Origin of the sequence: Amycolatopsis sp. YIM 10 (assembly GCF_009429145.1) — a bacterium.
Taxonomy (GTDB): domain Bacteria; phylum Actinomycetota; class Actinomycetes; order Mycobacteriales; family Pseudonocardiaceae; genus Amycolatopsis.
Map to the genome: position 1 here is coordinate 579,687 of NZ_CP045480.1, position 22,436 is coordinate 602,122.

Annotated in this window: 24 protein-coding genes and 1 tRNA gene; 9 read left to right on the forward strand and 16 right to left on the reverse strand. The window is 70.6% G+C overall.

What is annotated here, in order from left to right; translation table 11 throughout:
• Positions 1-22: 22 nt before the first annotated feature.
• On the reverse strand, positions 23-1,546 hold the full coding sequence (locus tag YIM_RS02890; protein WP_153028852.1) for a threonine/serine exporter ThrE family protein: 1,524 nt from the start codon (positions 1,544-1,546) through the stop codon (positions 23-25).
• Between the two features lie 164 nt (positions 1,547-1,710).
• On the opposite strand from YIM_RS02890, the gene YIM_RS02895 reads away from it, so the two are divergent.
• Together YIM_RS02895 and YIM_RS02900 are read left to right on the forward strand one after the other, a co-directional pair.
• A complete protein-coding gene (locus YIM_RS02895) occupies positions 1,711-2,796 on the forward strand; it encodes a glutamate--cysteine ligase (protein ID WP_153028853.1) in 1,086 nt (361 codons plus the stop codon).
• A 23-nt stretch (positions 2,797-2,819) separates the two neighbouring features.
• Positions 2,820-2,895 (forward strand) — tRNA-Thr (locus YIM_RS02900).
• Positions 2,896-2,918: 23 nt separating this feature from the next.
• Here YIM_RS02900 and YIM_RS02905 read toward each other — a convergent pair.
• The 3 genes from YIM_RS02905 to YIM_RS02915 form a co-directional block, all read right to left on the reverse strand.
• A complete protein-coding gene (locus tag YIM_RS02905) occupies positions 2,919-4,022 on the reverse strand; it encodes a hypothetical protein (protein ID WP_153028854.1) in 1,104 nt (367 codons plus the stop codon).
• Positions 4,019-4,807, reverse strand: coding sequence for an arylamine N-acetyltransferase (locus YIM_RS02910; RefSeq protein WP_153028855.1), 789 nt, complete (start codon positions 4,805-4,807; stop codon positions 4,019-4,021). The genes YIM_RS02905 and YIM_RS02910 overlap by 4 nt, the downstream gene beginning before the upstream one ends.
• A 119-nt stretch (positions 4,808-4,926) precedes the next feature.
• A complete protein-coding gene (locus tag YIM_RS02915; RefSeq protein ID WP_153028856.1) occupies positions 4,927-5,733 on the reverse strand; it encodes a PhzF family phenazine biosynthesis protein in 807 nt (268 codons plus the stop codon).
• A 71-nt stretch (positions 5,734-5,804) separates the two neighbouring features.
• On the opposite strand from YIM_RS02915, the gene YIM_RS02920 reads away from it, so the two are divergent.
• The 4 genes from YIM_RS02920 to YIM_RS02935 are packed head-to-tail and all read left to right on the forward strand — an operon-like array spanning position 5,805 to position 9,916.
• Positions 5,805-6,665 carry a LysR family transcriptional regulator gene (locus YIM_RS02920; protein WP_153028857.1) on the forward strand — a complete coding sequence of 287 codons (861 nt, stop codon included), beginning with the start codon at positions 5,805-5,807 and terminating at the stop codon, positions 6,663-6,665.
• A 37-nt stretch (positions 6,666-6,702) separates the two neighbouring features.
• Entirely contained in the window at positions 6,703-7,245 is a 543-nt protein-coding gene (locus YIM_RS02925; protein WP_153028858.1) for a PadR family transcriptional regulator, read from the forward strand.
• On the forward strand, positions 7,242-9,242 hold the full coding sequence (locus YIM_RS02930; protein WP_153028859.1) for an NADPH-dependent 2,4-dienoyl-CoA reductase: 2,001 nt from the start codon (positions 7,242-7,244) through the stop codon (positions 9,240-9,242). The genes YIM_RS02925 and YIM_RS02930 overlap by 4 nt, the downstream gene beginning before the upstream one ends.
• Before the next feature lie 53 nt (positions 9,243-9,295).
• A complete protein-coding gene (locus YIM_RS02935) occupies positions 9,296-9,916 on the forward strand; it encodes an HNH endonuclease family protein (RefSeq protein ID WP_153036746.1) in 621 nt (206 codons plus the stop codon).
• On the opposite strand, the gene YIM_RS02940 is transcribed toward YIM_RS02935, so the two are convergent.
• Positions 9,867-10,664 (reverse strand): EI24 domain-containing protein, encoded by a 798-nt coding sequence (locus YIM_RS02940; protein WP_228004522.1) that lies wholly within the window; start codon positions 10,662-10,664, stop codon positions 9,867-9,869. The genes YIM_RS02935 and YIM_RS02940 overlap by 50 nt on opposite strands.
• A gap of 36 nt (positions 10,665-10,700) precedes the next feature.
• Positions 10,701-11,696 (reverse strand): AraC family transcriptional regulator, encoded by a 996-nt coding sequence (locus YIM_RS02945; protein ID WP_194240024.1) that lies wholly within the window; start codon positions 11,694-11,696, stop codon positions 10,701-10,703.
• 225 nt (positions 11,697-11,921) lie between these two features.
• Between YIM_RS02945 and YIM_RS48905 the strand changes: the two genes are divergently transcribed.
• Positions 11,922-12,728: a response regulator transcription factor gene (locus YIM_RS48905; RefSeq protein ID WP_228004523.1), complete on the forward strand. Its 807-nt coding sequence runs from the start codon at positions 11,922-11,924 to the stop codon at positions 12,726-12,728.
• Between the two features lie 9 nt (positions 12,729-12,737).
• Here the strand turns inward: YIM_RS48905 and YIM_RS02955 are convergent, their stop codons facing one another.
• Both YIM_RS02955 and YIM_RS02960 read right to left on the reverse strand, forming a co-directional pair.
• Positions 12,738-13,673, reverse strand: a complete 936-nt coding sequence (locus YIM_RS02955) for a helix-turn-helix transcriptional regulator (RefSeq protein ID WP_194240025.1) — start codon at positions 13,671-13,673, stop codon at positions 12,738-12,740.
• A gap of 134 nt (positions 13,674-13,807) precedes the next feature.
• Positions 13,808-14,446, reverse strand: a complete 639-nt coding sequence (locus YIM_RS02960) for an HNH endonuclease family protein (protein WP_153028862.1) — start codon at positions 14,444-14,446, stop codon at positions 13,808-13,810.
• Between the two features lie 163 nt (positions 14,447-14,609).
• Here YIM_RS02960 and YIM_RS02965 point away from each other — a divergent pair, with 163 nt between their 5' ends.
• On the forward strand, positions 14,610-15,164 hold the full coding sequence (locus YIM_RS02965) for an AAA family ATPase (RefSeq protein ID WP_153028863.1): 555 nt from the start codon (positions 14,610-14,612) through the stop codon (positions 15,162-15,164).
• A gap of 73 nt (positions 15,165-15,237) precedes the next feature.
• Here YIM_RS02965 and YIM_RS02970 read toward each other — a convergent pair whose 3' ends face one another.
• Complete coding sequence (locus tag YIM_RS02970; protein WP_153028864.1) at positions 15,238-15,798, reverse strand: sigma-70 family RNA polymerase sigma factor; 561 nt, start codon at positions 15,796-15,798, stop codon at positions 15,238-15,240.
• A 90-nt stretch (positions 15,799-15,888) separates the two neighbouring features.
• Here YIM_RS02970 and YIM_RS02975 point away from each other — a divergent pair, with 90 nt between their 5' ends.
• Positions 15,889-16,599, forward strand: a complete 711-nt coding sequence (locus YIM_RS02975) for a zf-HC2 domain-containing protein (protein WP_153028865.1) — start codon at positions 15,889-15,891, stop codon at positions 16,597-16,599.
• 79 nt (positions 16,600-16,678) lie between these two features.
• On the opposite strand, the gene YIM_RS02980 is transcribed toward YIM_RS02975, so the two are convergent.
• The 7 genes from YIM_RS02980 to paaI form a co-directional block, all read right to left on the reverse strand.
• Positions 16,679-17,086 carry a CoA-binding protein gene (locus YIM_RS02980; protein WP_153028866.1) on the reverse strand — a complete coding sequence of 136 codons (408 nt, stop codon included), beginning with the start codon at positions 17,084-17,086 and terminating at the stop codon, positions 16,679-16,681.
• A gap of 319 nt (positions 17,087-17,405) precedes the next feature.
• The gene (locus YIM_RS02985) at positions 17,406-17,810 is read right to left on the reverse strand and encodes a hypothetical protein (protein ID WP_153028867.1); all 405 of its coding nucleotides are present in this window, start codon (positions 17,808-17,810) and stop codon (positions 17,406-17,408) included.
• Positions 17,803-18,168 carry a hypothetical protein gene (locus YIM_RS02990; protein ID WP_153028868.1) on the reverse strand — a complete coding sequence of 122 codons (366 nt, stop codon included), beginning with the start codon at positions 18,166-18,168 and terminating at the stop codon, positions 17,803-17,805. Before YIM_RS02990 ends, YIM_RS02985 begins: the two co-directional genes overlap by 8 nt.
• Positions 18,169-18,190: 22 nt before the next feature.
• On the reverse strand, positions 18,191-20,050 hold the full coding sequence (locus YIM_RS02995) for a Na+/H+ antiporter (protein WP_153036749.1): 1,860 nt from the start codon (positions 20,048-20,050) through the stop codon (positions 18,191-18,193).
• Positions 20,051-20,116: 66 nt separating this feature from the next.
• A complete protein-coding gene (locus tag YIM_RS03000) occupies positions 20,117-20,716 on the reverse strand; it encodes a TetR/AcrR family transcriptional regulator (RefSeq protein WP_153028869.1) in 600 nt (199 codons plus the stop codon).
• Positions 20,713-21,975, reverse strand: a complete 1,263-nt coding sequence (paaK, locus tag YIM_RS03005; RefSeq protein ID WP_153028870.1) for a phenylacetate--CoA ligase PaaK — start codon at positions 21,973-21,975, stop codon at positions 20,713-20,715. The genes YIM_RS03000 and paaK overlap by 4 nt, the downstream gene beginning before the upstream one ends.
• Positions 21,972-22,355 (reverse strand): hydroxyphenylacetyl-CoA thioesterase PaaI, encoded by a 384-nt coding sequence (gene paaI, locus YIM_RS03010; protein ID WP_194240291.1) that lies wholly within the window; start codon positions 22,353-22,355, stop codon positions 21,972-21,974. Before paaI ends, paaK begins: the two co-directional genes overlap by 4 nt.
• Positions 22,356-22,436 lie beyond the last annotated feature (81 nt).

Genomic DNA, 22,436 nt, shown 5'->3' on the forward strand with positions numbered 1-22,436 from the left:
CGCGGTTTCGTGCCGTGGCCGGTTAGTCCAAGCGGCCGGTCTTCGGCCGCAGGGGACCCGCCATCCGGGGGCCGGCCAGCTTCCGCTCGAGCCTGCCGAGCCCGGTGCGCACCGGCTGCGCGAAGTACTCGCCGAGCACCACACCCGCGGCCAGCGCCAGCCCGACCGCCACCGCGGTCATCAGCGTGCCCAGCTCACCGCCCGGCGACACGCCCATCTCGTACAGCCCGCGGTAGGTGGACAACCCCGGCAGCAACGGCGTGATCCCGGAGACCGCGATGACCAGCGGGGTCTCCTTCAACCGCCGGGCCAGCACGCCACCGGAGAAGCCGACCAGCGTGGCGGCGACCGCGGAGGCGGTGATCTGGTCCGCGCCGAACAGGCCCAGCACGCCGTAACCGAGGCTGCCGACCGCACCGGCCGCGGCGGCGATCAGCAGCGACCGCAGCCGGGAGTAGCTGGCCAGCGCGAAGCAGCCGGCCGCCCCGGCCCCGGCGACCACCATGATCGGCAGGTCGAGCGCGGTGCTGTTGTACACCGCGGGCGGCGGCGTCTTCTGCACGATGGCAAAAAGCGGCGCGGTGTTCAGCGCGAGCGCCACCCCGGTGATCAGCCCGGCGGACATCATCGCCACCTCGGTGGTGCGCCCGGCGGCGGTGACGTTGTAGCCGGTGATCGCGTCCTGCACCGCGGTCACCGTGCTCAGCCCGGACAGCAGCACGGTGATCGCCGCGGCGACCACGATGGTGGGTCTCTCGATCGGCAGCCAGCTGGTGTTCACCACCAGCACCGCGGCCAGCGTCGCGATGAAGCCACCGGCCACCTGCTGGAAGAAGAACGGCAGCGCGAACCGGTTGAGCACCCGGCCGACCCGGTCGATCACCGCGCTGATCACGAAGGCGATCAGCGCGGTCGCCCAGTCGCCGCCGATCAGCAGGGAGATGAACGCGGCCATGCCGCCCCAGGCCAGGGTGGAGACCCAGCGGGGGTACGGGTGCGGCCGCGAGGTGATCAGCTGCAGCTCGGTGTAGGCGTCCTCGGCGCTGACCCGGCCGCGGGTGATCTGCTGCACCAGCCGCTCGGTGTCGCTGAGGCGGCTGTAGTCGAGACCGCGGGCGCGCACCACGCGCAGCGCGGTCACCGGCGAGCGCTCGGAGCCGCGGTGGCAGGTCACCGTGATCGAGGTGAAGATGACGTCGACCTCGCAGTGCGGCAGGCCGAGCGCCGAGGTCAGCGCCAGGATGGTCGCGGTGACGTCGGAGGCACCGGCGCCGCTGGCCATCTGCACCTCGCCGATGCGCAGGGCGAGGTCGAGCACGAAGTTGACCCTGGAATCGTCCGGCAGCTCGGGCCCGATCGCACTGTCCTGGGCGGCCGCCGGCTGCTCGCCGGTGTCCGCCTCGAGGATCTGCCAGGCTCGGCTGCGGGGCTCGGAACCGCGTTCGATGCGGCGGCCGGATCTGCGCCGCCGCTCAGTCGCCGGCGCTTCGAGAAGCTGCCAACCGCGTTTGCGATCGGCTGCCCGGCCACGCTGGTTGATCTTCATCTACCCGTCCACCTCCCTGGTCATTCCCGGGGACCATCGACGTTCGAGGTCTGACCGTTGCATGATCGGAACAGTGGCGTCCACCACGTTCCGCACCTTGGTTATGGATCACCCGATCCGGGTATTCCCGCCTGAGGCACCGTGATCGGGTGAAGGAGCGTTGGATGGTCCTGGGCGGCGAGGAACTGAGCTTCGGCGTCGAGGAGGAGTTCTTCCTGGTCGACGCGTCCGGACAGCTGGTGCCGCGAGGGCCGGAGGTGGTGCGGGGGACCACCGAGCGCGGCGGTGAGCTCCAGCAGGAGCTGATCAGTTCCCAGGTGGAGACCGCCACCGTGGTGTGCCGGACGGCCGAGGAGCTGCTCGGCAACCTGACCAAGCTCCGGGACGACCTGGCGGGCATCGCGGGCGGGCGCGGGCTGCGGCTGCTGCCGAGCGGCACCCCGCTGCTGCCGGAGGCCACGCACGAGATCACCCGGAAGCCGCGGTACCGGCGGATGGCCGACCAGTTCGGCGCGATCGCCCGATCGAGTGCCACCTGCGGGTGCCACGTGCACATCGGTGTCGCCGACCGCGAGACCGCGGTCCGGGTCAGCAACCACACCAGGGCGTGGCTGCCGGTGCTGCTGGCGCTCACCGCGAACTCGCCGTTCGACGGTGGTGAGGTCACCGGGTACCACAGCTGGCGGCACGTGCTGTGGTCGCGCTGGCCGTCGTCCGGGCCACCGCCGATGTTCGTCTCGCTCGAGCACTACGAGAACAGCGTGGCCGCGATGCTGCGCAGCGGCGCGATGATGGACCGGGGGATGCTGTACTGGGACGTCAGGCTGTCCGAGAAGCAGCCGACGCTGGAGTTCCGGATCTGCGACGTGGCGGCGTCGGCGGCGGAGGCCACCCTCGCCGCGGTGCTGGTCCGGGGTTTGGTGAATCTGGCGCTGCGTGACATCGATGCCGACCGGACGCCGGTGACCACACCGGACGAAGTGCTGCGGGCGAGCCTCTGGCGGAGCGCGCGGGATGGACTGAACGGTTCGTGCCTGCACCCGGAGAGCGGCGAGCTGGTACCGATTTGGACGGTCGTGGACGAACTGGCGGCGATCCTGCGCGAGCCGCTGACCGCGACCGGCGACCTGGATTTCGCCTCGGAGCAGCTGGCGCGCCTGAGATCCACCGGGGGCGGAGCGGACCGGCAACTGGCCGCCTACCGCAGGCGGGACCGCCTGAGCGACGTCGTGGACGAGCAGTGCCTGTGACATCTATATACTCCGGAGCACAGGCCGACATAGCTCAGTTGGTAGAGCAGCTGTCTTGTAAACAGCAGGTCAGGGGTTCGAGTCCCCTTGTCGGCTCCAGCTTTGCCCGGGTGACCTCGTGGTCAGTCGAAAGTGGCGCGTAGTTCGGCGAACAGGGTGCGGTAGTGGTCCCGGCCGAAGGCGACAGCGGCGGCGTACAACGCAGTCAGCGCGGCCTCCAGCGGATCGTCGTGGGTGGCTTCGAAGATCGACGGGATGGCGGCGGCCTGCTGCAGCAAGTTGTCGTGCCTGCCGTCCAGTGAGGTGACCGTGGTGGACGGCATGGCCGGGTCGTTGAAGAACCGGTCCCACACCGCTTGGTGTGCGTCGAACGGCGGCGGCAGTGGCTCGCCGCGGTCCAGCGCCGCCAGGGCGGGCGCGATCCACGGTACGTCCGCGAGGCTCGCGCGGGTGTAGGCGCGGCGGGCGATCCAGCGGGCGGCCTGGCGCTGGCGCTCCGGCGACGACGCGGCGATCAGCTCGGCGAGATCGCGGTCCAGCGTCGCGGCGGCGAAGGCGTTGCCGCGCAGGTGCCGCAGGCGTTCGCTGGGCAGCGCGCCGCCCCAGCGCTTCAGCTCGGCCTGCCGCGCGCGGAGTTCCAGCGCGCGGCGTTCCTCCTCTTTGCGCACACGTTCTGCTTCGGCTCGTTCCTCCGGCGTCGGCGGAGGCGGTAGCTCTCGCGCGTATTTGTGCCAATAGGCCGCCGCCGCGCTGGTCTCCTTCAGCACGGCATCCGGGCGCGGCGGGCTCGGCCAGAACTGCAGCAGGTACCGGTCCACCGGCTCCTCGTCGTCGAACACCGTGTCCGCGTCGCGCGCCGCGTCCATGCCGACGCCGCAGTAGCGCACCCGGTAGTCGATGGCCTGGAGACCCAGCGGGTACGAATCCCCGCCTCCCCATTCGACGAGTGCCACGTGCGGCGTCGGCGCACGGAACGAGACCTCGACGACTTCCTCCCACGAGTCCGCCGGCGGCGGCTCCTCGTCGAGCACTTCGACGGTGAACCCGACCTGCCCGGTGTGCAGTCCGGTGATCAGGAACAACATGCCGGGCACACCCGCACCGCACAGCCCGTTCGACTGCCCGGCGAAGGTCGCCGACATGTCCCCGCCGAACTCGCTCGCGCGGCCCTCCACGTAGATCTGCCCGTAGTGGACGTGCACCTCGCCGTGGAGGACCGTGGTCATGCCCGCAGCGTAGCCAGTTCGGAGCTGGTCAGTTCCACGCCCATCGACCGCAGGACGGTGTCCAGTTCGGCCGGCGGCACCGTGCGCTTGGTGGTTTCGCCGGTGGCGTGCTCGGTGGTCAGGGTGTCGCCGACCAGGCGGTTGCTGACGCGGTCGCCGCGGGTCATCACCACCAGCTGCCCGCTGAACGGCGACTTCGGGTGCGTCGAGATGTAGTGGTTCGACACGTCGTAGTCGATCTGGTGCTGCGGCAGGTCGTCGGTGGCGTGCAGGCGCGTCCAGCCGTCGGCCTCGTGGCGCCAGAGAATCCACAGTGGACCTTCGCGGGTGATCCGGTGGAGCCAGCCGTTCTGGTCCTGCTCGTGGCCGTCGACCAGTGGCATCGGCGTGACCAGCCCGGTGCCGAAGCCGACGTCGACGAGGTGGTCGATGCCCGCCACCCGCACCAGCACGACCATGTGGGTGCGGGGACCGTTCTTGTCCGGCTGCACCCGCGCCATCCGGCGGCGCACGTCGAACCCGAGCAGTTCCAGCGCCGCGGAGAACAGCAGGCCGTGCTCGTAGCAGTACCCGCCGCGTCGTCGGTGGACCAGCTTGTCGGCGATCACCTTCAACTCCAGGCCGGGGTGCGGCCCCAGCAGCACGTCGAGGTTCTCGAACGGGATGGACCGCACGTGCGCCTCGTGCAGCGACCGCAACGCCGCCGCCGACGGCTGGACGCGGGCGTGCCCGATCCGCGCCAGGTACGCGTCGAGGTCCAGGTCCTCCAGTTGCCATTCGCTCATCGCACGATTCCTTTCGACTGCCAAGGGGAATGCGACCTCAACGCCGTGCCGGAGGCGTTCTCGGTGCTGTCCATGGCATCGATGCTGCAACCTCGATCACACTGGAGGTCCAGAGCGAGCTAGAGCCGATTTCCCGTCCCGCTGACCGAGATGCCGCCGCTCGCCGGGATGTCCACGAGCAGGCGGCTCGGCCTGCCCATGTCCTCGCCCTGGTGGATGGTGACGCGGCCGGTGACGCCCAGCTCTCGCAGGTAGGCACCGAAGGCGGCCGCGGCGGCGCCGGTGGCCGGGTCCTCGTAGACACCGCCGGGCGGGAACGGGTCCCTGGCGTGGTAACCGTCCGGGCCCGGCCAGACCAGTTGCACGGTGGTCCAGTCCTCCCGCGTCATCAGCGCGCCGAGCGCCTCGAAGTCGTAGTCCAGTTTGGCCAGGCGTTCCCGGGCGGAAACCACGAGCACCAGGTGGTGGGCACCGGCGAAGGCGACGCGCGGGGGCATCGCCGGGTCCAGGTCGGCCTCGGTCCAGCGCAGGGCCGCCAGAGCCTCGCTGACCAGCGACGGAGGCGCGTCCCGAACCGAAGGAGGCACGCTGGTCAGCGTCGCGAGCAGCCGGTCGTCCTCGTAACGCGTCTCCACCACGACCTCCCCGGCCTTGGTCTGGAGCGCCAGCGAGCCGACGCCGAACCGTTCGGCGTGCGCGACCGCGGTCGCGATGGTGGCGTGCCCGCAGAACGGGACCTCGGCCAGCGGGCTGAAGTAGCGGATGCGGTTCCCGGTGAACAGGAACGCGGTCTCCGAGTACCCGAGTTCCGCGGCGATCTCCAGCATCCGGTCGTCGCCGAGGCCGTCGGCGTCCAGCACCACCCCGGCCGGGTTGCCGCCTTCGCCGTCGACGTCGAAGGCCGTGTACCGCTCGATGTTTGTCATGCGTCCAGCCTGCGGCCACACCTGCCATCATGTCCAACGATGACTTCCGATGTGAACGATCGGAGAGCCCGATGGACACCCGACTCCTGCGCAGCTTTCTCGCCGTGGTGCGCACCGGCAACATCACCGCCGCCGCCGGTGAGCTGGCCTTCGCCCAGTCCACGGTCACCGCGCACGTCCAGGCGCTGGAGCGGCTGACCGGCGCCCGCCTGCTGGACCGGCACGCCGCCGGGGTCACGCCGACGCACGCCGGCGGCCGCCTCGCCGAGCGCGCCAGGCAACTGCTCGACCTCGAGGACCGCATGCTCGCCGAACTCGCCGAACGGCGACCGGCCGGGCCCGTGCGGCTGTACGCGCCCGAGTCCGTCTGCGCCTACCGGCTGCCGTCCGTGCTGCGCGAGATCACCCGGCAGCTGCCCGACGTCCGCCTCACCCTCGTGCCCGCGGCCACGCGCGCGGCGGTGCGGGCGCTGGGGGAGCGGCAGGCCGATCTCGCGCTCGCGCTCGAACCCGGCATTCGATACTCCACAGTGGACAGCGTCGATCTCGGACGCCAACGGCTGTCGCTGGTCGCGCCGCCGGACACGCCGTTGCCGCGCACCCGCGCGATCACCGCGGCCGAACTCACCGAAGCGGGCGTGCTCCTGCTCGAACACGGCTGCGGCTACAACGACGAACTCGCCGAAATGGTCGCCGACGCCCCACCGCGCTACGGCGGCGTCGAGGTGGTCAAGCGCTGTGTGGAAGCCGGTCTCGGCCTGGCCCTGCTGCCCACCGTCACGGTGGCGCCGGAACTCGAAGCCGGCCGCCTCGTCGAACTGCGGCCGCCGCCGATCGAGCGCTACCACCTGTGGCTGTTGCGCCGCCGCGACCAGTGGGCGTCACCGGCCGTCGAAGCGGTGGCTGAGCTGCTCACCACACTATGCACCTAGTTGCATTGCACCCAGTTGCATATTAGCATCCGAAACCATGGCCCTCGAGCACGCGATCCTGGTTTCGCTGACCGAACGGGACGGCTCCGGCTACGAGCTGGCCCGCCGGTTCGACCGGTCGATCGGCTTCTTCTGGGGCGCCACCCACCAGCAGATCTACCGCGTGCTCAAGCGCATGACCGAGGCGGGCTGGCTGTCGAACGAGCTGGTCCCGCAGGACGGCAGGCCGGACAAGAAGGTCTACCGCGTCAGCGAACAGGGTCGTGACGAGCTGCGGCGATGGCTGGCCGAGCCGGGTGAACCGGCGATCCTGCGCGACGAGCTGGCGGTCAAGGTCCGCGGCGCGAGCCTCGGCGACGGCGCCGCCGTGCTGGCCGAGGTGCGCCGCCACCGCGACCGGCACGCCGAACGCCTCGACGTCTACCGCGAGATCGAGAAGCGCGATTTCCCGGACCCGGCCGGGCTCACCGGCCAGGACCTCCACCAGTACCTGGTGCTGCGCGGGGGCGTGCGCGCCGAGCAGTCGTTCGTCGAATGGTGCGACGAGGTCGCCGAGGCGTTGGAAAGGGAAGGCCGATGAGCGAGTACCCGAACCTGCTGGCCCCGCTCGATCTCGGGTTCACCACACTGCGCAACCGCGTGGTGATGGGCTCGATGCACACCGGGCTGGAGGACCGGGCGCGCGACGCCGGCAAGCTCGCCGAGTACTTCGCCGAACGCGCCCGCGGTGGGGTCGGCCTGATGATCACCGGTGGTTACGCGCCGAACCGCGAGGGTTGGCTGCTGCCCTTCGCGTCCAAGCTGACCACGCACGCCGAGGCGAAGCGGCACCGCCGGATCACCGGCGCGGTGCACGAGGCCGGTGGCAAGATCGCGCTGCAGATCCTGCACGCGGGGCGGTACGCCTACCACCCGCTGAGCGTGTCGGCCTCGGCGATCAAGGCGCCGATCAACCCGTTCCGGCCGCGGGCGCTTTCCGATCGCGGTATCCGGCGCCAGGTCGACGACTTCGCCCGCTGCGCCGCGCTGGCCCGCGAAGCCGGGTACGACGGCGTCGAGATCATGGGCTCCGAGGGCTACTTCATCAACCAGTTCCTCGCGCCGCGCACCAACAAGCGCACCGATCGCTGGGGCGGCCCCGCGGAGAACCGGCGCCGGATCGCGGTGGAGATCGTGCGCCGCGTGCGGGAGGCGGTCGGCCCGGACTTCATCATCGTCTACCGGCTGTCCATGGCCGAGTTCGTCGAGGGCGGGCAGACCTGGGACGAGATCGTCGCGCTGGGCAAGGAGGTCGAGGCGGCCGGGGCGAGCATCATCAACACCGGCATCGGCTGGCACGAGGCGCGGGTGCCGACCATCGTGACTTCCGTGCCGCGCGCCGCGTTCACCGAGATCACCGCGAAGTTCAAGCCGCACGTGGAGATCCCGGTGATCACGTCGAACCGGATCAACATGCCGCAGGTGGCCGAGGAGGTGCTCGCGCGCGGTGACGCGGACCTGGTGTCGATGGCCCGCCCGCTGCTCGCCGACCCGGAGTGGGTGCGCAAGGCCGAAGCCGGGCTGAGCGACGAGATCAACACCTGCATCGCCTGCAACCAGGCCTGCCTCGACCACGCCTTCGTGCACAAGAAGGTTTCGTGCATGGTCAATCCGCGGGCCGGGCGCGAGACCGAGCTGGTGCTGCTGCCCACGCGGCGCGGCAAGAACGTGGCGGTGGTCGGCGCCGGTCCGGCCGGGCTGTCCGCCGCGGTCACCCTGGGCCAGCGCGGTCACCGGGTCGAGTTGTTCGAGGCGGAGCCCGAGATCGGCGGCCAGTTCGGCATCGCCCGGCTCATTCCCGGCAAGGAGGAGTTCGCCGAGACGATCCGGTACTACCGGCGCCAGCTGGAGCTGTCCGGGGTGAAGCTGCACCTGGGCACCCGCGCCACCGCCGCCGAGTTGACCGGGTTCGACGAGGTCGTACTGGCCACCGGGGTGACCCCGAGGGTGCCCGCCATCCCCGGCATCGACCACCCCAAGGTTCTGTCCTATGTGGACGTAGTGCGGTACGGGAAACCGGTGGGGGACAAGGTCGCGGTGATCGGCGCCGGTGGCATCGGGGTGGACGTCAGCGAGTTCCTCACGCACGCCTCCTCGCCCGCGCTGAACCTGGACGAGTGGCAGGCGGAGTGGGGCGTGGCCGAGGGCGGGCTCACCGAAGCGCGCCCGGAGCCGTCGCCGCGCAAGGTGTACCTGTTGCAGCGCAAGGCCGAACGCATCGGCAAGGGACTCGGCAAGACCAGCGGCTGGGTGCACCGGGCGGCGTTGAAGGCCAAGGGTGTCGAGCAGCTGACCGGGGTCAACTACGAGCGGATCGACGACGAGGGCCTGCACCTCACCTTCGGCAAGAACCGCGAACGGTCGCGGGTGCTCGACGTGGACACCGTCGTGGTCTGCGCCGGGCAGGAACCGGTGCGGGAACTGGCCGATCAGCTGAACGGCCTACCGGTGCACCTGATCGGCGGCGCCGAAGTGGCCGCCGAGCTGGACGCCAAACGGGCGATCGAGCAGGGCACCCTGCTCGCCGCGCGGATCTGACCCCGGCGCGTCGGTACCGCCACGGCGTGGTCCGGCCGCATACTCCAGCCGTGATGAGGTCGCGGTGGGTGCTGCTGGTGTTGTTGTCCTTCGTCTCGGCGTGCGCCGCCCCGGTGCAGACCGAGCCCGCTCAGCCGGCTGGTGACGCCGGGCCGCCGCGTCAGTTGCTCGAGCAGCTGGTGATCGGCGAGCGCGGCAGCATGGACGGGTACGACCGCGAGCAGTACCCGCACTGGTCCGCGCACGAGAACAACTGCAACACGCGCGAGCTGGTGCTCAAGCGCGACGGCAAGGACGTCAAGGCGGGTTCGGACTGCGCGCCCAGCTCGGGTTCGTGGACCAGCCCGTACGACGGCGAGACCTGGACCAAGGCGTCCGATGTGGACATCGACCACATGGTGCCGCTCGGGCACAGCTGGGTCAGCGGCGCGCGGTCGTGGACCAAGGAGCGGCGCGAGGAGTTCGCCAACGACATGACGCGCCCGCAGCTGCTCACCGTCACCGACAACGTCAACCAGCAGAAGAGCGACAAGGCGCCGGACGAGTGGAAGCCGCCGCTGGTCTCCTACTGGTGCACCTACGCCGGTGACTGGATCGAGGTCAAGCACCACTACGGGCTGACGGTCACCGAACGGGAGAAGACGGCGTTGTCGGAGATGCTGAACCGGTGCTGAACTGCCGCGCGCGGTGGGCGAGCAGGGTGCCGCCGGCCATCGCCGCGGGCAGCACCACGATGCCCGCCAGCGGGATCAGGCAGAGCAGGTAGGTGGGCGTCGCGAAGCCGAGCGTCATCGCGCGCTTGCCGCCGAGCGTCCGGCGGCGCACCTTGAGGTTCAGCCCGCGCCGGGTGAACGGGATCGCGGTCAGCTCCAGCGCCAGCAGCCAGGACCCGACCAGCGCGGCGAGCACCGGGACCACGGTCTGCCCGAGCACCGGGATGAAGCCGGCCAGGAACAGCGGGATGCCGAACAGGATCGCCAGCAGCACCAGCAGCAGGGTGTCGCGCAGGCCGATCCAGGCGGCCCGGCCCCAGCCGACCTGGTGCGCGTCCGGCACGCCGCCGAGTTCGTGGTCCTCGACGTGCTCGGCGATCGCCTCGTAGAACGGGCCGCCGAGGATCAGCGTCAGCCCGGAGAACAGCAGCAGCGAGATCGCCACCGCGGCGACCACGATGGACACCCCGGCGGCCACCCGCAGGATCGTCTGCCAGGTCTGGGACCAGTCGTCGGCGAACGGGGTGGCCCAGGTGATCAGGGCGTCCGCGTTCAGCGCGAGTGCCAGGATGCCGCCGAAGAGCAGCAGGCTGGTCAGCAGCGCCGGGATGGCACCGAGCAGGAACAGTTTGCCGTTGCCGAAGATCAGGCCGAAGCCCCTGGCCAGCATGCCGGCGCCGGCACCGAAGTCACGTAGCGTTTTGCCCACCGGCGCGAGCTTAGCGGCCGCGAGACCGGATCGGGGCTAGTCACCGGCGAGCCGTCGGCGGCGGTATTCGCCGGGAGGCAGGCCGGTGGCGTCGCGGAACAGCCGGGTGAAGTGCGCCGCGTTGACAAAACCGCAGCGTGCGGCGATCTGCGCGATCGAATCCTCGCGGTGCGCCGGATCGGCCAGCAGCTCCCGCGCTCGCTCCATCCGCGACTGCCGGATGAACTCGGCGATGCCGCCGCCCTCGCCGGTGTCCTCGAACAGCTGGTAGAGCCGCCGCCGGGAGACCGCGTGCGCGCTGGCCACCGAGGTCACCGACAGCCCGGGATCGGCGAGGTGGCGCAGGATGAACTGCTCCACCTCGTGCCGCCGGGTGGCGCCGCTCCTGGCGGTGCCGTGACGCGGACCGACCGAGCGCAGCAGCAGCTCGGCCAGTCCGGTCAGGTAGTGGTCGAACCCGGCCGCGTCGATCTCGTCGTCCGGTTCGTCGGCCGGGTGCTCCGGCAGGGTGTTGACCACCAGCCTGGTGAGGACCTCGCCGACCGGCAGCGGCCGGAACAGCAGTTCCTCGACCGCGCGGGGCGGCAGGTGCACCGCGGCGGCGTCGACCCGGATCGCCCACCACTCGTTGCGTCCATTGTGGACTATGGAGTGGGCGACCGAGGAGGTGCTCACCATCAGCTGCCCGGCGGGCACGATCAGCCGCCGCCGGTCGACCAGCACGGTGCGCTCGGCGGTGCCGCACAGCGACAGCAGCAGCCATTCGCCGTCCTCGTCGTCCGGGTTGACGTGCCAGATGCAGCGGTCGAGGTCGTAGTCGCCGGAGCCGATCGCCGTGCCGAGTCCGGCTCGCACCCTCATCCGAGCCGAACTCGGCCTGAGCCCCCACAACACCCCGTCCACCTTGGCGCGGCCGATCAGCAGGGCGGCCACCTGCTCGACGTCGCCCTCCGCCGTTCCCTTGGCGGAGTTGAACTCGAGCGCGTAGACCGCGCTGACCGGGGCGCCGTCGCCGGAAGAGGGGTGCGTCATCTCCCACCTCCCTACCCCACCGCCATTATGCGGGCGATCCGCCCGAAACCGGCCGGAGTGGACGGATGGACAAACATTTTGTACCCCTGGGCAAAAACGCCGCTCGACTGCGCAAACCCGCAATAGTGCCGCACAACTGGGCAAAGTAATCGATATACGGGTGTCTACAGTGGCAGGAACTCGCCGGGGAAATTTTTCTCCGCGCCGCCGCCGAGGAGGAATCAGATGTCGTACGTCACCGAGGGGCAACCGGCGGACAGAAGTAGCGACCACCGGCACAACGTCGCCACCGGGGTTCGGCGTTCGCCGCAAATGCGTCCTTTTCCGGTCTTCGACGAGCGCCAGCCGCCGCGAATGGAGGTGCCGGCGGCCGTGGTGGTCAGCCCGGTCCCGCTGATCCGCGAGGGAATGGCCAGGGCGCTGGAACAAATATTCGGACGCGTTGTAGTGCATTCCGCCACCGATCTGGAAGCCGCCACCCGTTTGGCCCAGCGTGTTGGTGACGGACTGTTCTGGGTGCACGAGAAGGCGTACCCGCACCTGGGCTTCGTGCAGGTCTTCGCCCGGCGCCGGTCCACCCGCGGCATCGTCGTCCTGCTCGACCCGGGCGGCGACCGCCCCGTTCCGGTGCGGGTCAGCGAGGCCATCCGCGCCGGCGCCACCGTGGTGCTGGACAGCGCCAGTCCGGCCGAGGTGCTGGCCACCGGGCTGCGCCGGGCCGTGCACGGGCAGAACTATCTCTCGCCGCGGCTGCGGCCGGGCTTCACCGCCGCCACCTCGGCACCGACCGAGCGCCCGCACGTCAGCCCGCTCACCGTGCGCGAATCACAACTGCTCCGGCTGATGGCCGAGGGATTGGACAATCGGACCATCGGCGAGACGCTGAACATTTCCGTGGAAACCGTGCGCACGCACGTGAAATCCATCCTGAAGAAGCTGTCCGCGCGAAACCGGTGCGATGCCGTCGGGCGCGCATTCCGGCTCGGGATCGTGGAGCCGGAAGCGCTGCCACCGGTGCGGTTCTCGGCCTGATAAGGACGCTTACCCGCCGCGGAATTCGCTCGGCTTCGCGCCGAAGGTACGGGTGAAGACGCGGCTGAAATGGGCGTGGCTGGTGAATCCGGCCTGACGGGCGATCGCGCCGATGGTTTCGTTCGTCCTGGTCGGATCCGCCAGCATTTCCTTCGCCCGGACGAGGCGGCGTCGCCGGACGTAACCGGCGACCCCGTCCTCGTCTTCGAAGATCTGGTACAGCGCGCTGCGGGAGATGTGGTGGGCGGCGGCGATCGAATCCACGTCCAGCCGGGGATCGTCGAGGCGGTCGTGGATGTACTGGCGGATCTGCTGCTTGCGGGCCTGCCGCGGCTCGGGCGCGGCGGTCCTCCCGAGCAGCGAGCGCACCACCAGGTCGCCGAGTCCGGTCAGGTAGTTCTCCGCGCCGAGCACGTCGAGCTCACCGTATTCGGCCATGCTGTCGGCGGCCGTGGTGAGCAGGTTCCGCAGTGCGGGCGGCAGCGGGGTCGGGCGGGTGCGCAGCCGGTCCAGTTCGCGGCGGGACACGGTGAGCCGGTCCGCCGCCACCCACAGGCCGGTGGCCAGGCCGCGGGCGCGGCTGACCGCGCGCAGTGGTCCCGGCGCGGCGATCAGCAGCTCGCCGGGGGCGTGCATGATCTCGCGCCCACCGGTGGTGATCCACCACGGTGAGTGCTCCAGCACGTAGAAGCCGACGAACTCGTCGGACTCCTCAATGGACACCCGCACCGGCGGCAGGTCGGCCTGGGTGATCTTGCTGGTCGGCGAGCTGACCAGGGTGAGCCGGGCGGTGCGGTCGGCCTGGCCGGGTGTGGCGGGCTCGATCGCGGCCAGCCCGGCGGTGGACACCTGCACCGAGGTCTCGAACTCGGCCCACGCGATGCCCTCCGGCGCGGCGGACAGGTGGCACCGGTGCACCTTCGAACTTCCGTACCACCTGTGCATCCGGCACCTCCACCCGTGCTGCGGGAAACGATTTCCCGTGCCAGGCGCGCCCCCGAGCGCGTCTGGTCCGGTACGTGTGTGACGCACGGACCAGACGCTCATCACGCGAGTTTCATGTGACGCATGTCACATCTTTACGAGGAGCAGGTGTTCAACATGGACTGGAGCGAGGTCTTCTCGGCCGACTGCGCGCGCAGGCCCCAGTAGTGCTTGGAGCGGATCCACATCTTGGCGTAGGTGCAGCGGTAGGACGAAACGGACGGTTGCCAGGCCGACGGGTCCTTGTCGCCCTTGGCCTGGTTGACGTCGTCGGTGACGGCGATCAGCTGTGGGCGGGTGAGGTCGTTCGCGAACTGCTGGCGCTTGCTGGTGGTCCACGAGTTCGCGCCGGAGCGCCACGCCTCGGCCAGCGGCACGATGTGGTCGATGTCCACATCGGCCGCGTTCGTCCAGGTCGCACCGTCGTACGGGCTGAACCAGCTGCCCGAGACCGCGGCGCACGCCGAGTCCTGCACGACGTTCTTGCCGTCCCGCTTGAGCACCGTCTCCCGGGTGTTGCAGCTGCCGGACACAGTGGACCAATGGGGGAACAGGTCGCGCGAATAGCCGGTGAGGCTGCCCTCGGCGGCGACGGTCAGCGCGCTCAGTTCCGCCTGCGCGGTGGCCTTGCTCGGGATGTTCGGCGGGGTGGCGGCGGCCGGCGTGGTGATCGTCACGGTGAGGGCGGTGGCGGCCAGCGCGGACGCGACGGCCGGGACGGTCCAGCGGATCACGGTTCCTCCAGGTGGGGACGTGGATGGGCCCTGTGACGGTGACCGATCCGCATTGCACTGCGGTCGCCGGTGCGTAACCGGTTCACGACGCTTGGTGGAAACTTTCCACGTGGTTGGACACGGACGTACGGAACGATCCAGGCAGGCGGCTCGTTGCCCGCGCATGCGTCGGGCGAAAGTGGAACTGCCGGTGCCGATCCGCGGGCTGGTGGTGGTCGCCGGAATCCCGGGTGCGGGGAAGAGCACCCTGCTCGCCCGCGCGGAGAACGAGGCGGGCGCCGACCTGCTCGACTCCGACCAGGTGCGGGCCTGGTTCAGCCGCGTGCTGCCGTCCTGGGTGCGTTATCGCTGGTACCGGCCGCTGGTGCACCTGGGGCACCGGTCGCGGATCCTGCTGTTCTCCCTGCGCCGCGGCCGGGGCGTGGTCGCCCACGAGCCGGCGACCAGGGCGAGCACGCGCGCGATGCTGATCGTGATGGCCGTGCTCGCCGGGCGCAGCCGTCACCTGCTGTGGGTGCACACCACGCCGGGTGAGGCCGCGGCCGGTCAGCTGGCGCGGGGCCGGGTGCTCGCCGCGCGATCGTTCACGCGGCACGTCCGGCGGGCGGAGAAGGTCGAACGCGGGCTCGCGGACGGGCGGCCCCCGCGTGGCTGGCACACCGTGGAGGTGCTGGACCGGCCACCGCTGGAAACCCCGATCGTGTTGTGCGCACCCTGAGCTGTGCACAACCGGCCGCCGGAGTTATCCACAGGCTTTGTCCACATGTGGGTGAACGGAACATCACCCCGGGTCACCAGCCGCTGGTGGCCGATCGACGTCCGCCTTCGCCCTGCGCGAGCGCCGAGGTCAGCTCGTCCCTGGCGCGGAACACCCTGGACCGGATGGTGCCGACCGCGCACTCGCAGATCTCCGCGGCCTCGGCGTAGGACAGGCCGGTGATCTGGGTGAGCACGAACGCTTCGCGCCGGTCCTCGTCCAGCTCGCCGATCAGCTGCTGGAGCACCACCAGCCTGCCGTGGTCCGGGGTCTTGACCTGCTCGGCCTCGGCCACCCACTCCTCGACCGGGGTGGTGCGCGGACGGCGGCGGTTGCCACGCAGGTGGTCGGCGGCCACCCGCTTCGCGATGGCCAGCAGCCACATCCGCGCGGGGGAGCGGCCGGCGAACCGCGGCAGCGCGGCGAAGGCACGCAGATAGGTCTCCTGCACCAGGTCCTCGGCGGAGCCGGGATCGGACAGGTAGCTCAGCAGCCGGTGCAGCTGGTGCCGGGTGGCGGCGACGAACTGCTCGGCGGCGTGCCGGTCGCCGGCGGCCGCGCGGAACGCCTGGCGGGTGATTTCGTCGTCATCCACAAGAGATCACCCTAAGCGGTGGTGGAACGATTTCGCCATGACGTGCCGCGATCCGGGAACTTTCCGGCTTCGGCCGACGACTGAACAGCTATGGAGTGTTCGACCGTTCGCGAGGGGATTTCGGCGACGCTGGACGGTGAGGATCCGGGCGTGCCGATGGCCGACTTGGAGGCGCACGTCGACGGGTGCGCCGACTGCGCCGCCTGGTGGGAGGCGGCGGCGGGGATCACGCGGCTGGCCAGGCTGGCGCCGGTGACCGAACCGCCCGCGGTGCCGGAGCGGGTGTACGCGAGGGTGGCCGCGAAACCGGGGGTGGACCGGCTGCGGTGGGCGCTGGTGCTGGTCGCGGTGTGCCAGTTCTCGGTGGTGGTCTCGCAGTTGCTGATGCCGATGCCGGGCATCACCGGGGAGGCGCACGGCGGTCATCTGCAGCACGAGACGGCGGCGTTCAACTTCGCGATCGCGGTCGGGCTGCTGTTCGTGGCGGCACGGCCGTTCCGCGCGCGGACGCAGCTGCCGCTGCTGCTCAGCTTCGCCGGGGTGCTGGTGTTCCTGTCCATTGTGGACGTACTGGGCGGGCAGGTCGGCTGGTACCGGCTCAGCGGGCACGTGCCGCTGCTGCTCGGGGTGCTGTGCACGATCCTGCTCGGCTTCGGCCGGTGGCGGGCGCCCGAGCCGGGCAGCCACGTGCGGGAGGACGCCGAGACCTTCACCGCCACCGCGGACGCCGAGTCGTCCCGCCCACGCCGCCGCGCGAAGACCGACCGGCACCAGCCCCCGGCGGCGAAGCGGGTCGCCTAGTCAGTGTTCTGACAGTGGTTTGCGTGGCGGTGCGGGCCGGCGGCCCACCGCAAGCGGCTCCGCCGCTTACCAGTACGGCCTAGTTCTTGCGGGCGCCGGAGAGGGCGCGGACTACGGCCATGCACTGGTCCTCGACGTAGTCCAGTCCGCCCTCTTCGGCGATCCGGCGTGCTTCTGGCGAGACGATGCCCTGTTGCAGCCACAACGCCTTGGCGCCGATGGCCACCGCCTGCCGGGCGATTTCCGGGGCCTCGGCGGCCGGGCGGAACACGTTCACGATGCCGATCGGCTCAGGGATTTCCGCCAGGGTTCGATAGGCGGGCTCACCGAGGAGTTCGGTCGCGCTGGGGTGCACACCGAGCACGTGGAACCCGGCGGCCCGCATCGCGGCGGGCACGGAATGCGCCGCCTTCTCCGGATTGGTGCTCAGCCCGACCACGGCGATGGTGCGGTGCTCGGTGAGCAGGCGCTCGGCCAATTCGATCATGTTTCCTTCAACAGATCTGCGCGGCCGTCAATTCCGGCGGTCATGAAATCGACGCGCGCATTCGAGCGGGCCAGGCGTAAAATCGGCGCGGCGAAGGAGGCGTCATGAGGACGGTCACCTGGGACAAGGGGCGGCGGTCATGACGGGCGGAGCCCGGCGGTTCGGCCGCCGATGCCGGCATGACTACGAAGTCGCGGAGGCGCACCACCACCAGGTGGAGCAGCCGCGGCAACAGCAAGCCACCGAGCAGCCGAGAACAACCGAACGCGCGGAGCCCACGGACCACCGCCGCCAGGACCCCACCCGCCCGTAGGCCCGGTCAGGCAGCGGGCCGGGTGCGGCGGATCCAGAGCAGGCCCAGCACCGGCAGCACGAGGGGGATGAACAGGTAGCCCTTCCCGTACGCGGACCAGACGGTGGCGTGCGGGAAGGCGGCCGGGTCGACCAGGCTGAACGTGCCGATCGCGAGCACCCCGGCCAGTTCGAACAGGCACGAGGCGGTGGCCACCTTCCGCCCGCCCCGGCTGCCCCTGGCCAGGCCGAAGGTCGCCAGGATGTAGACCACCGCGGCCACCGCCGATAGCGCGTAGGCCAGCGGGGCCTCGTCGAACCGGGTGGCGATCTGCACGACCGAGCGCGAGGTCGCGCCGATGGCGAAGATCGCGTACAGCGCCACCAGCACGCGCCCCGGGCCGGTGCTGGTGGTCGGCTTGGTCTCAGGCACCGCGCAACTCCCAGATCTGCTGCATCCGCACGATCATCACCGGCAGCGCCAGGCAGGCCACGATCAGCACCCCGGTGCCCCAGCGGGTGCGCTCGGTCATCGACCACAGCACCGCGATCGGCAGGATGACCAGGATGCCGACCAGGTAGGCGATGAACTCCGGCCCGTCCACCGGCCGGTCGGTGTTGGCGAAGTTGATGATCCCGGCGACGGTCTGCACCAGCAGCGCCACCTCGATCACCGCGAGCGCGCCGTAGAGCGGCCGGTTCGGCGGCCGGTCGCGGAGCACGTGCACCAGCGCCCACACGGCACCCACCAGGGTGGCGATGATCAGGGCGGTCGCGAGGCTATCGATCATGATTTCACCGAGTCCAGCCTAGCTAGCCCAGGTTCGCGTCGACGAAGCACCAGCGCCAGGTCTCGCCGGGTTCGTAGCTGCGCATGACCGGGTGCCGCGTGTCGTGGAAGTGGGCGCTGGCGTGCTTGCCGACGGACGAGTCGCAGCAGCCGACGTGGCCGCACTCCAGGCACAGCCGCAGGTGCACCCACGAACCGCCGTCGCGCAGGCACTCGGCGCAGCCCTCCGGGGTTTCGGGTTCGGTGTCGGCCGGGGCCTTGTCCAGGTGCTTGCACCGGCCCGCGGTGGCGGCGGGCGTGCTCAGCTCGCGCGTCTCGTCGAGGTCGATGTCCTCCGGTTCGGCGAGCATCGACTCCTCGATGTCGAGCGCCTCCAGCACACGCCGCAGCACGTCGTCGTCGACCCGGCCGGACGAGCGCGCCTCGAGCAGCACCCCGCGCTCGGCCTCCAGCATCTCGCGGCGCAGTCGCGTGTAGACGTCGCTCGGGGTCTCGGTCAGCTCGCTCTGGCGGCCGAGCTGCTCCCAGGCCGAATCCGAGCGGTGGCTCAACCTGTCGCGCAGCCGCTCGACCACCTCCGGCGGATCATCCGGGCGGCGCACCTTCTCCAGCTCGTCCAGCGCGGCGCGGGTCATGTCGTGCATCAGGGCCGCTTCCTGGAGCGCGTCCTCGGCGGGATCGGGCGGCGGCAGGCCGAGCCACCGGACCAGCCTGGGCAGGGTCATGCCCTGGAGCAGCAGCGTGCCCGCCACCACCACGAACGCGGCGAGCACCAGCACCGGCCGGTGCGGGGTGTCGGCGGGCAGCACGAACGCGGCGGCCAGGGTGACCACGCCGCGCATGCCCGCCCACGAGATCACCGCGGAGTACGACCACGGCCATGCTTTTCCCCGCAGAAGCCGACGGAGGCCGCCGATGGCGAACATCCAGGCGATGCGGGTCAGCACGGTGGCCGCCAGCACCGCCGCGCAGACGCCGACCAGCGCGCCGATGCCCAGGTCGGAGCGGCCCGCCTCCTCCAGGATGCGACGCAGTTGCAGGCCGATCAGCAGGAAGACCAGGTTCTCCAGCAGGAACTGCACGGTCCGCCAGTTGAGCCGGTTGGCCAGCCGCGAGGAGCCCGACAGCATGCGCGGCTCGTGGTTGCCCAGCATCAGCCCGGCGATCACCACGGCCAGCACCCCGGAGCCGTGGATCTCCTCGGCGGCCAGGTACGCGGCGAACGGGACCACCAGCGAGGTCGCGGTGTCCAGCACGGGGTCGTCCATCCGCGTGCGCAGCAGGTAGGCGACCTTCCCGGCGACCAGGCCGACCAGCACGCCACCACCCGCGGCGAGCAGGAAGTCGCCGCCGACCTCCAGCAGTGACACCGAACCGGCGATGGCCGCGATCGCGGTGCGCAACGCGACCAGCGCCGACGCGTCGTTGAGCAGGCTCTCGCCTTCGAGGATGCGCACGATCCGGCGTGGCATGCCGACCCGGCGGGCGACCGCGGTGGCGGCGACCGCGTCCGGCGGCGCGACCACCGCGCCCAGCGCGAGCCCGGCGGCCAGCGGCAGGTCCGGGATGACCAGCCAGGTGACCAGGCCGACGCCGATCGTGGTGAACGCGACCAGGCCGACCGAGAGCAGCCCGATCGGGCCGCGGTTGCGGCGGATGTCGACCAGCGAGGTGCGGATCGCGGTGGCGTAGAGCAGCGGGGGCAGCAGTCCGAGCAGGACCACTTCGGGGTGCAGTTCGTAGTCGGGCACCCCGGGCACGAACGAGGCGCCGACGCCCGCGAGCACCAGGCACAACGGTTCGGACCAGTCGAACCGGCGCGCGATCGCGGTCACCACGAGCACGGCCACGATGAGCCCGACGATCTGGGCGGCTATCTCCACCGGCACATCATCCCCCGCGCCTGCCCCGAACGCCGACGCCGTGGATGTGGCGTTCACGGCACCCGGCTACGGCTGTCGCAGCCCGGTGAAGGCGATTTTGCAGATGGCGTCCGCCAACTCCTCACCCGAGGCGCCGCCGCGGGGGCGGTACCACTCGATCAGCGAGTTGACCATGCCGAACAGCAGCCGGCTGGTCACCGCCGGATCCACGTCCGGGCGCACGTCCCCCTCGGCCTCGGCCTCCTTCACCAGGTCCGTGACGATCCGGTCGAACTCGCGGCGGCGGGCCAGCGCGGCCCGCTCCACCTTCGTGTTGCCGCGCACCCGCAGCAACAGGGTGACAAACGGCAGCTGCTCGACCAGCACCGCGACGCTGCCGCGGACCAGCCGTTCCAGCCGGTCGATCGCGCGGCCGTTCTCGGCGGACACCTCGTCGGCGACCGCGAACAGGCCGTCGAGCGCGCGGTCCACGGCGAGCCGGAGCATCTCCTCCTTGCTCGGCACGTGGTGGTAGATCGCCGACTTGGTGATGCCCAGCTTCTTGGACAGGTCCTCCATGCTGGTGCCGTCGTACCCGCGTTCGTTGAACAGCTTCACCGCGACGGTCAGCAGCGACTCCAGGTCGTAGCCCGGCCTGCCCCGGCGTCCCGGCTTGGCCGTGGTCATGCCCGCTCTCGCCGGTCGACCACGCGGCGCATCTTGCCCATCGAACGCTCCAACGTGTCGGGGTCGACCACCGACACCCCGACGGTCACCCCCACTCGGTCCTTCACCTCGCGCACCAGATCGGCGGCCGCCGCGGCGCGCTGCTCGGTGGTCGCACCTTCCCGCGCCTCCACCTGCACGGTCAGGTGGTCCATCCGCTCCGGCCGGGTCAGCACCAGCTGGAAGTGCGGTGCCAGTGCCTCGGCGCGCAGCACGATCTCCTCGATCTGGGTGGGGAACAGGTTGACCCCGCGCAGGATGATCATGTCATCGGTGCGCCCGGTGACCTTCTCCATCCGCCGGAACTCCGGGCGCGCGGTGCCCGGCAGCAGCCGGGTCAGGTCCCGCGTGCGGTACCGGATGATCGGCAGCGCCTCCTTGGTCAGCGAGGTGAACAGCAGCTCACCGCGCTCGCCCTCGCCCAGCACGTCCTCGTCGATCGGGTCGATCACCTCGGGATAGAAGTGGTCCTCCCAGATGTGCAGCCCGTCCTTGGTCTCCACGCACTCCTGCGCCACGCCGGGACCCATCACCTCGGACAGCCCGTAGATGTCCACCGCGTCGATGTTCATCCGCTCTTCGATCTCCGCGCGCATCTGCTCGGTCCACGGCTCGGCGCCGAAGATGCCCACCTTGAGCGAAGTGGACCGCGGGTCGACGCCCTGGCGCTCGAACTCGTCGAGCAGGGTGAGCAGATAGGTCGGGGTGACCATGATGATCTCGGGCCGGAAGTCGGTGATCAGCTGCACCTGGCGCGCGGTCATGCCGCCGGACGCCGGGATCACCGTGCAGCCGAGCTTCTCCGCGCCGTAGTGCGCGCCGAGGCCGCCGGTGAACAGGCCGTAGCCGTAGGCCACGTGCACCTTGTGCCCCGGCCGCCCGCCCGCCGCCTCGATCGAGCGGGCCATCACCGTGGCCCAGGTGTCGATGTCGCGCTCGGTGTAGCCGACCACGGTCGGCTTGCCGGTGGTGCCGCTGGAGGCGTGGATGCGGCGGACCTGGTCCTGCGGCACGGCGAACATGCCGAAGGGGTAGTTGTCCCGCAGGTCGTTCTTGGTGGTGAAGGGGAACTTCGCCAGGTCGGCCAGTGTCCGGCAGTCCTGCGGCTTGATCCCGGCCTCGTCGAACTTCCTGGTGTAGAGCGGCACGTTGCGGTACGCGTGCTCGAGTGTCCACTGCAGACGCTCTAATTGGACGGTCTGGAGTTCGGCTTTGTTCACGACTTGTCCTTCTGTCCGATCACGCGGCTGCGGCCGCGGAACTCCGCGATCACCGCGCCGTCCGCCCGGCACACGGTCACGTCGTAGATCCCGTTGCGCCCGTAGCGCGTGCGCTCGGCCGCGGTCGCGGTGAGTTCGTCACCGAGCCGGGCCGAGGCCACGAAGTCGATCTCCGCGCCCGCCGCCACGGTCACCGGGCCGTGGCTGTTGCAGGCACAGGCGAAAGTGGTGTCGGCGAGCAGGAAGAGGTAACCGCCGTGGGCGATGTCGTGCCCGTTGACCATCGCCGAGGTGATCTTCATCCGCGCGACGGCGTGGCCGTCGGCGGCTTCGACGAGTTCGATGCCCAGTGCCCTGGACGCCTCGTCGGCCTCGAACATCTGGTGGGCGGCGTTGGGATCCATCGGCTCCCTACTCTTGCTAACTGACCGAATGGACGGTTAATACTGTTTCCGGCCGGG

Excerpts from the sequence above, each read along its gene's own strand:
- YIM_RS02890 (WP_153028852.1), bottom strand. The coding sequence starts at position 1,546 with ATGAAGATCAACCAGCGTGGCCGGGCAGCCGATCGCAAACGCGGTTGG.
- YIM_RS02895 (WP_153028853.1), top strand. The coding sequence starts at position 1,711 with ATGGTCCTGGGCGGCGAGGAACTGAGCTTCGGCGTCGAGGAGGAGTTC.
- YIM_RS02905 (WP_153028854.1), bottom strand. The coding sequence starts at position 4,022 with ATGACCACGGTCCTCCACGGCGAGGTGCACGTCCACTACGGGCAGATC.
- YIM_RS02910 (WP_153028855.1), bottom strand. The coding sequence starts at position 4,807 with ATGAGCGAATGGCAACTGGAGGACCTGGACCTCGACGCGTACCTGGCG.
- YIM_RS02915 (WP_153028856.1), bottom strand. The coding sequence starts at position 5,733 with ATGACAAACATCGAGCGGTACACGGCCTTCGACGTCGACGGCGAAGGC.
- YIM_RS02920 (WP_153028857.1), top strand. The coding sequence starts at position 5,805 with ATGGACACCCGACTCCTGCGCAGCTTTCTCGCCGTGGTGCGCACCGGC.
- YIM_RS02925 (WP_153028858.1), top strand. The coding sequence starts at position 6,703 with ATGGCCCTCGAGCACGCGATCCTGGTTTCGCTGACCGAACGGGACGGC.
- YIM_RS02930 (WP_153028859.1), top strand. The coding sequence starts at position 7,242 with ATGAGCGAGTACCCGAACCTGCTGGCCCCGCTCGATCTCGGGTTCACC.
- YIM_RS02935 (WP_153036746.1), top strand. The coding sequence starts at position 9,296 with ATGAGGTCGCGGTGGGTGCTGCTGGTGTTGTTGTCCTTCGTCTCGGCG.
- YIM_RS02945 (WP_194240024.1), bottom strand. The coding sequence starts at position 11,696 with ATGACGCACCCCTCTTCCGGCGACGGCGCCCCGGTCAGCGCGGTCTAC.
- YIM_RS48905 (WP_228004523.1), top strand. The coding sequence starts at position 11,922 with ATGTCGTACGTCACCGAGGGGCAACCGGCGGACAGAAGTAGCGACCAC.
- YIM_RS02955 (WP_194240025.1), bottom strand. The coding sequence starts at position 13,673 with ATGCACAGGTGGTACGGAAGTTCGAAGGTGCACCGGTGCCACCTGTCC.
- YIM_RS02965 (WP_153028863.1), top strand. The coding sequence starts at position 14,610 with ATGCGTCGGGCGAAAGTGGAACTGCCGGTGCCGATCCGCGGGCTGGTG.
- YIM_RS02975 (WP_153028865.1), top strand. The coding sequence starts at position 15,889 with ATGGAGTGTTCGACCGTTCGCGAGGGGATTTCGGCGACGCTGGACGGT.
- YIM_RS02980 (WP_153028866.1), bottom strand. The coding sequence starts at position 17,086 with ATGATCGAATTGGCCGAGCGCCTGCTCACCGAGCACCGCACCATCGCC.
- YIM_RS02990 (WP_153028868.1), bottom strand. The coding sequence starts at position 18,168 with ATGATCGATAGCCTCGCGACCGCCCTGATCATCGCCACCCTGGTGGGT.
- YIM_RS03000 (WP_153028869.1), bottom strand. The coding sequence starts at position 20,716 with ATGACCACGGCCAAGCCGGGACGCCGGGGCAGGCCGGGCTACGACCTG.
- paaI (WP_194240291.1), bottom strand. The coding sequence starts at position 22,355 with ATGTTCGAGGCCGACGAGGCGTCCAGGGCACTGGGCATCGAACTCGTC.